We start from the raw sequence: 7,264 nt of genomic DNA, 5'->3' as shown, positions 1-7,264 counted from the left end.
ATTTGTAGATGTTTTGCCTAACATGGCTGTTTTTTCACTCATGGTAATATTTTGCGGTTTTTGGGCGGTTTTGTCAAGTGCAAAAAATTGGTGGTCAGTTGCCAACTGTAACTTTTTCAGGCAGTTTGTAACCGGCAGCCTGCATTTCTTTGAGTCGGCGGCGAGCCATTTCTCTCACAATGTCAGGCGGTAAGGTATCAAGAAATTCCCTGCGGACTAACCGCACTCTTACGCCGTTTTTCCTTTCGGGTATATCTGAATAATCAATAGGGTGTGTTTTCATTTCTTCAATTTCATGATCAATCTTCATCTTGTTCATTAAGGTATCCCTGGAGTTGTTCATAATAATCTCGTACCTCCAATGTATCAGCATCCCTGGCTGAAAAAATCCGTATCAAATCGCCACGATAAACAACTGAAACGGTAACCAAAGCATTATTAATCAAACCAGTTACCGAACCAGTAACATTAAATCTTTCTTCCGCAACTGAATTTTCTTCATCGAATTCTTCGATATAAAATGGATCATCAAAGACCAATGAAGCGGTCTCAAAGCTCAAATGATGTTTCCGCTGGTTCAAATCGTTTTTATAACGATCCCAAACATATCTGTTTTTGTAAATAACATCATCTGCCCCTAACATTTATTATATGTAAATATAGATCAAAAAAAGAGCGTTATCAAGTGGTATTTTGTATAATCTTTATGCATCATTGTATTGCAAAAGGGAAAAAAGGTGTCTTTCATCTTTCTTTACCTTTCGCCCCTGCCTTCACAGTTAAATCATTCTCTATAATATAATAATGAATAAATTATGCGAGCGGGTGCGGAAATCCCGCTTATTTTTAGAAAAAACCTGTAAAAAAGCGAAAAAAACATCAGAATTCGGGTGCGGAAATTCGACCTTTATGCCGATAATTAAGAGCCGTGAAATATCTGAAAAGTCTTTCATTATTGCTTGTTTTGGTCGGCGTCCTTAACTCTGGAGCGCTTGCCGCAGATGAGTTGATCCATGTTGTCGGAAAAGGAGATACCATTTATTCGCTTTCCCGCTTTTATCATATAACAGCGGAAGAACTTATGAGGGCAAACGGCATTTCAGATCCTTCCAAAATCAGTGTCGGGAAAAAATTGAGAATACCGGTTCCGACTGATGGTCAATCTTTGCCGGGAAGCGCGGTAAATGTACCTGTCGCGGTTGCAAGCAACACGATGACGTTGGTCAATTACAAGGCGGTAAAAGGCGACACGCTTTACAGCATAGCGCGCAGTAATAACATTACTTTGCAGAAATTACAGGAAATAAACGATTTTTCTTCCGGTCATGTGCTTAAAGTGGGCGATGTAATTAAAGTGCCGGGAAAAACTTCTTCCGCGCCGCAAATAACCATTACCAATACAGCCTCGGTAAAGCCGCCTGTGTCAGCTAAGTCAACTTCTTCAACTAAGACAGCGGCGGGAATTTACGCTTTACGCTGGCCCATAGTACCAAAAGATATTTCCTATATGACGGGGCAAATGGGCGTTGTAGTAGAGGGAGAGCAACTTGAATCAGTAAAAAGTTTAACGCAGGGGAATGTGGTATCCGCAGGACCTTGGCGCAAGTTTGGCAGAGTTGTAATTGTAGAGACACAAGGCGGTTATTACTACATGTATGGCGGCTGTGAAACTATAACTGTAAATGTAGGCGACAGAATAACGCCGGGAATGGAATTAGGAAAGTTAGGCGTCAACGCCGTTTCGGTAAAACCGCAGCTATTTTTTATGGTTTTCCGAAACGATAATCCCATGGATCCGGCTTTAGCTCCGAGAGCGGGAAATAATCAAAGGACATAAGGGGTTGAAAATGGAAGTAGGATTAGAGAAAGCGGTTAAACGCTCCAGAAAGCCAATAGAAAAAGCGCATAAAAAAGTAAAGGCGCAGAAGGAATCTGATCCTTTGGCGTTGTACTTTAGGCAAATTTCAAGATTTCCTCTTTTAACTTTGCAGGAAGAGCAAATAATCGGAGAAAAAATAATAAGTTTGCGCGCTAAGCTTAAACAGCTTGAATCGGAAAAAAATAAAAACAAAGATATTGATTACAGCAAAGAAAAAACCGCTCTTGAAAACGCGCTTCTTCATTATAAAAATTCCATGATAAACGCAAACTTGCGCCTTGTTGTATCAATCGCAAAAAATTACCAACATCGCGGTTTGTCGCTCTTGGATTTGATTGACGAAGGAAATATCGGTCTTATTGAGGCGGTAGAGCGTTTTGATTACACAAGAGGCTGCCGTTTTTCAACTTATGGCACTTGGTGGATTAGGCAGGCTATTATCAAGAGCATAGGAGATAAGGGGCGCGTTATCCGCATACCGATTCACATGCTTAACACGATTAAAAAATGTTACTATGTAGCCAAACAACTCACGCAAGACTTGGGACGCGACCCCAATGAAGAAGAATTATCGGAATACTTGGACGTGCCTGTTTCCAAAGTTAAAGAGATAGTAAAGCTGTCTCAGGAAACCACAAGTTTAGACACCATTGTTGACGACGGAAACCTTACCCGCCTTGCCGATTTAATCAAAGATGACGCAAGAGCAGAACCGTTTGAGATGGTTTTCTCCATGACATTGCAGGAAACAATAGGCGGAATACTTTCTCAGTTATCCGAAAGAGAGATGAGGATAATTCAACTGCGTTTTGGTTTAACCGGAGAAAATCCGCTTACATTGGAAGAGACTGGAAAATATTTAGGCATCACCCGCGAACGAGTCCGTCAAATTCAAGAAAAAGCCGTCTGGAAACTTCGCACCCTTCATGAATTACGCGAGTTAAGAGAAACTTCTTAACTGATTCTTGCTGTTTATTTGTTTGCAGGCAAGGCGGAAAGAATATTTTTTTTCAGATCATCAAGCCGTCGTAAAAAATCAGGTATGTTTTCATTTATAAAGGCAATATTACCTGCCTTGCCTTCGGCTTCAAGTTTTGCTGCAATAGCCGAGAATTCCGTCGCTCCAATAACAGCGGACGCGCTTTTTATGGAGTGAACATGAGTTACAAATGTGTGTAGTGTATCCGCATTCGGCTCTTTTTGCAGAAACAATATTCGCTCATCAAGATCTTTACAGAACATAGCCAACACTTGTTTATAAATTTCCAAAGTCCCGCCGGTTAAGGCGATACCTTTTTTAATATCAACGCCGAGAATAGGGGAGATGTCCATTTCAATTATATCCGCTTCTTGTGGCTCTCCCGTCTCTTTGGTTTGTTGAAGGGTGGAATATCCTTTTTCCTTTTTCCCTTCCGGTATCAAGCGGTCAAGCATTTCTTCCAGTTTTGAAACATCTATGGGTTTGGAGAGAAAATCATCAAAGCCGTTTTCTAAAAACATTTCTTTCATGCCGGCAACGGCGTTAGCGGTCAGTGCGACAATAGGAATTTGCGTTAGCAAATTCCTATTGTCGCTTCGAGTTTCACCTTCGGTGAAACTCGTGCGGGTTTGTCCATGTTTGTCTTCGGTGAAACTCGTGTGGGTTTGTTGTGGTTCACCTTCGGTGGAGTTTGGGCTGTTTTTTTCTCTTTCCCATGCGCGGATAGCGGCTGTGGCTTCGATTCCGTCCATTCCGGGCATCATGTGATCCATGAATATTATGTCGTATTCATTTTGTTTTACCAGTTCTATGGACTGTAAACCGGTAAGGCATGTGTCTACTATCACATGGTAGGGGGCAAGAAGCCCCTCAGCAACTTTTAGGTTAGTTGAGATGTCGTCTACCACAAGAATACGTGCGCGGGGAGCTGTGAATCGCACTCCGCCGAAACTTTTATGGTATCCTTTATTGTCTTCACGTCCGTTCAATACGTTGGCAATTGACAGGGAATTTACTGGTACGGACATAAAACGCACACCTGGTATGTGGGTTTCAGTTCCCCATTCTATCATTAAAGCTACAGGCGGTTTTTTTTTTCCGTAAAAAGCAGAATCGTCCTGTTCAATAACCGATTTAATATCTTTGTAAATACCATAACCGGAGAATACATATGACCATTCTTCTTTGCGCAAAGCATCAGTAAATTCATTTACAGTCATTGCCAAAGTATAAAAAACATTCATATTCTCCAAAGCCCAGCATATAGATTTTGCGTATACAAGCCGTCTTTCATAAATCAGCACCTTCTTTTTGTCATGATCTTCAACCATGGCAAAGGGTTCTTGCGATTCAATGTCTTGCGGGATAGTTGTCGTAAATACGCTTCCTTTGCCGTATTCGCTTTCCACTTTTATATTCCCGCCCATAGCGACGCATAGGTGTTTGGTAATGGCAAGTCCAAGTCCCGTGCCTTCTATGCCTTTGTTTTTCTGTGTGTCTACCTGAACAAATTCTTCAAAAAGCTTTTTCTGATCTTCCGGTTTTATTCCTTTTCCTGTATCGGTTACGGATATCTTAAGCCAGATTCGTTTGTCGTTACGTTTATCTGCGGTAACAATTAAACCAATTTGCCCCTTTTCCGAATACTTTATCGAGTTAGTCAGAAGGTTAAGAATAATTTGCCTAAGACGTATTTCGTCTCCGTAAAGGTTGTTGGGAATATTCCCGTCTATGTTGGTAAAGAACCGTAAGGGTTTTTCCTTTAACCTCATACGAATAATGTTGACCGTATCATTGATCAAAGATGAAAGCATATATTTTGTAGGAATGATTTCCAGTCTTCCGCTTTCAATTTTAGAAAAATCAAGAATATCGTTGATAAGTGACAAAAGATTTGCTCCCGCCTGTTTAACTGTAAGGATATGCTCTTTGGCGGCGTTAGTCATATCTTCGCGCAAAGCAAGCTCCACCATGCCGGTAATAGCGTTCATGGGTGTGCGTATTTCATGACTCATTCTTGCCAGAAATTCGTCTTTGGAATAAGACAAATCCACCGCAGGTTTGTATAAAAACCGATAACTTATAATGCTGGTAGCAAACGCAAAGGCAATAAATAAAACGCACATTAGCACAAATAAAGGTATTAATTTTGTAAAACTAAAAAGAGATGAAGAATCAAATAAAGTGACTACCGACCAATTTGTAGAGCCGATAGGAGCTATTGTCGCATAACGATATTTGTCGCTTTTGTTAAAACCGTTGCGGCTAAAGCTGTTACGGCTAAAGCCGTTAGACAATTCAACTATTACAGGTTCGGTTCCTATTTCAAAATAACCTGTAATGCCTTTAAGCCATGTATTAACAGCCTCTATAAGTTTTGGATCCGTAAATCCGCTGATTGTCAGTGTGTACACTGCCCCCGAATTGCTGAGCGTTCCTTTGCTTACTCCTGTTACTCCGCTAAGGGTGATGTCGCCAACGGCAAGACCTGTAATTGCCGTGCTAAAGGTAAGCGTTAACTGCGTAGTAGTTTGCGTAGATGAGCCATTCGCGGTTACGCTGCTAAATGTAACTGCTGTAGCGTAATAAATTGTTACTGTTTGTGGCGACCCGCTAATAGCATAGCCAGATTTCTCCACCGCTACGCTCAAAGTTCCGCCTGCGGTAAATCCGCTGATTGTCAGTGTGTACACTGCTCCAGAATTGCTGAGCGTTCCTTTGCTTACTCCTGTTACTCCGCTAAGGGCGATGTCGCCAACGGCAAGACCTGTAATTGCCGTGCTAAAGGTAAGCGTTAACTGCGTTGTAGTTTGCGTAGACGAGCCGTTCGCGGTTACGCTGTTTAAGGTAACCGCAATAGAGGTTGTTATTCCATCGCTGACGTTTGGCGTACCGGCGTTATAGTTGGTACTGGACTTTGAGCGGGCGTAGACATAGTATGTTGTGCCGGAAGTTAATCCGCTAAATGTCGTATTGTCCTGATAGGATAAATCATTTCCGCTACTCGATGTGCTGATGGCGTATTCTATGCTTTGTCCTGTCGCATTATTTGTCAAAGTTGCCGCACTGACGGTAATACTGCTGCTTGTGGGCGAACCGCTTACAGCGGGTTTGCTTACCGCAGAACCTGCGGCTTTGTTTACAGTAATAGAAACAGTCCTTATAACTTTGTTAGAGGCGCTGTTCCAACCTTCTACGCCTGAATAATCGTAAGTAGCCGTATCATTCGGAGTAAACTCTACTAAATACCCGCTGTTGTTTACTGTGGGTATTGTCGAGGGGTTTTGCCATGCGAAAGTGCCGCGGTCTGTATTGCCTCCGCTTAGGGTTGAGCTCGAAAGCGCCGCTCCGTAGGTTATTGCCGCCGCCGTGGGGAAGTCAACGTCGGAAGCGTTTCTTTTATTTACTGTCAAATTATCTGTGTTTTGCGAATGCGTGCCTACTGACACAGCGACATGATTTCCGTCATGCGATAAGGTAAGCGCAGTTCCATTTAAAGGACTTGTTGTTATATTGTAACTGTCAAAATTACTGTAAGCAACGTCTTCCGGTGAACCTGAGTCAAAGATAAGTCTTACCACAAGAAGGGAAAGATCAAGCTGATCTCCTTCTGTATATGCCAGTTTCGGCTGTGTTATAATCGTTAATCCGGTAATATCCTTTGCAAGAGTTTTTGCGAATGTGTACGAAACTGTTATGCTTGTTTCGGTGTTCTCAGTCACATCTGCATTGTTATTGTTTACAGTCGCTGTAATTCCGCTCGGGAAAGCATAGCCTTCATTCGCCGCAAGCGTAACAGTTGCCGTGTATGCGGTATCGCTCTTAAACGGGTTATCATTAGGCAGCCACGAAACCGCTCCGACAGTAAAATTACCGTCGCCGCTTGCAACAGTACTCGGCGTACCGTTTTTAACGGGAGGAGTTATTGTAAGGGCGACGCCTCCGCCTATAGCGCTGTTGCTTATAATAATTTCAAAATCTTCAGTATATGCTTTTCCTTCCGCTTTGCCGTTTGCCACTGTCGCTCTTATTGTAACAGTCCCGCTTGACGTTGCAATTAAAATATTTCCGCTTATGTTCGCGCCTGTGTTTCCGCCGTCTACGACAGACCAAACAATGTCGGTGTTGCTGGCAAATGCTGGTCTTACTTTTCCGGTAATGGTAAGGGGAGTTCCCACAATGCCGTTTTCCGGCACGCCTTCGATAAACTCTACCCGTACATAATACGGATCCGGGCTGCAGCCCGCTATCGCAAAAAATAATGCAGGCTGCCGGTTACAAACTGCCTGAAAAAGTTACAGTTGGCAACTGACCACCAATTTTTTGCACTTGACAAAACCGCCCAAAAACCGCAAAATATTACCATGAGTGAAAAAACAGCCATGTTAGGCAAAACATCTACAAAT

5 protein-coding genes are annotated in these 7,264 nt (G+C 42.5%); 2 read left to right on the top strand and 3 right to left on the bottom strand.

The annotated features are described in order from the left end of the window. Nucleotides 1-94 precede the first annotated feature (94 nt). A complete protein-coding gene (locus ACYVTD_RS08520; RefSeq protein WP_461247350.1) occupies nt 95-319 on the bottom strand; it encodes a hypothetical protein in 225 nt (74 codons plus the stop codon). Beyond that, nucleotides 300-644 carry a BrnT family toxin gene (locus ACYVTD_RS08515; protein WP_461247349.1) on the bottom strand — a complete coding sequence of 115 codons (345 nt, stop codon included), beginning with the start codon at nt 642-644 and terminating at the stop codon, nt 300-302. Before ACYVTD_RS08515 ends, ACYVTD_RS08520 begins: the two co-directional genes overlap by 20 nt. Before the next feature lie 284 nt (nt 645-928). Between ACYVTD_RS08515 and ACYVTD_RS08510 the strand changes: the two genes are divergently transcribed. Next, nucleotides 929-1,837 (top strand): LysM peptidoglycan-binding domain-containing protein, encoded by a 909-nt coding sequence (locus tag ACYVTD_RS08510; RefSeq protein WP_461247348.1) that lies wholly within the window; start codon nt 929-931, stop codon nt 1,835-1,837. A gap of 10 nt (nt 1,838-1,847) precedes the next feature. Beyond that, a complete protein-coding gene (locus tag ACYVTD_RS08505) occupies nt 1,848-2,837 on the top strand; it encodes a sigma-70 family RNA polymerase sigma factor (RefSeq protein WP_461247347.1) in 990 nt (329 codons plus the stop codon). A gap of 14 nt (nt 2,838-2,851) precedes the next feature. Here the strand turns inward: ACYVTD_RS08505 and ACYVTD_RS08500 are convergent, their stop codons facing one another. Beyond that, nucleotides 2,852-7,054: an ATP-binding protein gene (locus ACYVTD_RS08500; protein WP_461247346.1), complete on the bottom strand. Its 4,203-nt coding sequence runs from the start codon at nt 7,052-7,054 to the stop codon at nt 2,852-2,854. Between the last annotated feature and the right edge of the window lie 210 nt (nt 7,055-7,264).

Source organism: Treponema sp. R6D11 (assembly GCF_054786075.1).
This window is presented reverse-complemented; position numbering and strand designations above follow the sequence as displayed.

What these genes read in the sequence shown, in the direction of transcription:
- ACYVTD_RS08520 (WP_461247350.1), bottom strand. Translation starts at nt 319, where the DNA reads ATGAACAAGATGAAGATTGATCATGAAATTGAAGAAATGAAAACACAC.
- ACYVTD_RS08515 (WP_461247349.1), bottom strand. Translation starts at nt 644, where the DNA reads ATGTTAGGGGCAGATGATGTTATTTACAAAAACAGATATGTTTGGGAT.
- ACYVTD_RS08505 (WP_461247347.1), top strand. Translation starts at nt 1,848, where the DNA reads ATGGAAGTAGGATTAGAGAAAGCGGTTAAACGCTCCAGAAAGCCAATA.